This window comes from Pedobacter sp. ASV12 (assembly GCF_016429155.1).
Classification (GTDB): domain Bacteria; phylum Bacteroidota; class Bacteroidia; order Sphingobacteriales; family Sphingobacteriaceae; genus Pedobacter.
Genome location: NZ_JAELUC010000255.1, coordinates 1 through 555 on the forward strand (window position 1 = coordinate 1; position 555 = coordinate 555).

The following is a 555-nucleotide window of genomic DNA, read 5'->3' on the forward strand; positions in this document are numbered from 1 at the left end:
CCCCCCCCCCCCCCCCCCCCACCCCCCCCCCCCCCCCCCCCCCCCCACCCACCCATGTCGTGGTTCGTCGGCAGCGTCAGATGTGTATAAGAGACCGCGTTTTGGAGCCAATTGTCAGGATTCCCCCCTTTGAGCAGGAGTCGATTGCTGAGATCCTTACCGACATTCCTTGGCTGATCCAGCATTATTTTATCCATTTTTTTTCTGTGGCCTGGATATTTGGTTTCTTTAAACTGCTTAAAGACCAATACATGGCGCAACAGCAAACCCTCTTGCTCCAAAAGCAGCAAACTGAAACAGAGCTACACGGATTAAAGGCCCAGCTCAATCCTCATTTTCTCTTCAATACGCTCAACAACATCTATTCGCTGTCGATAATCGGTTCGCCATTTACACCCAAATCCATTGCCGAGCTTGCTGAAATTCTAGACCATGTTATTAACCGATGCAATGAAACTTATGTGCCGGTTTCTACCGAAATTAGCCTGTTGCACAATTACATCGGGCTTGAAAAACTCCGCTACCATGACAGGCTGGAGGTAGACTTTAGGCACC

The 555-nt window shown here is 49.9% G+C and carries 1 protein-coding gene; it reads left to right on the forward strand.

Features of this window, described 5'->3' with window-relative positions; genetic code table 11:
- Positions 1–59: 59 nt before the first annotated feature.
- On the forward strand, positions 60–555 hold a 496-nt coding region (locus JHD69_RS21590; protein ID WP_370583538.1), incomplete at its 3' end, for a histidine kinase.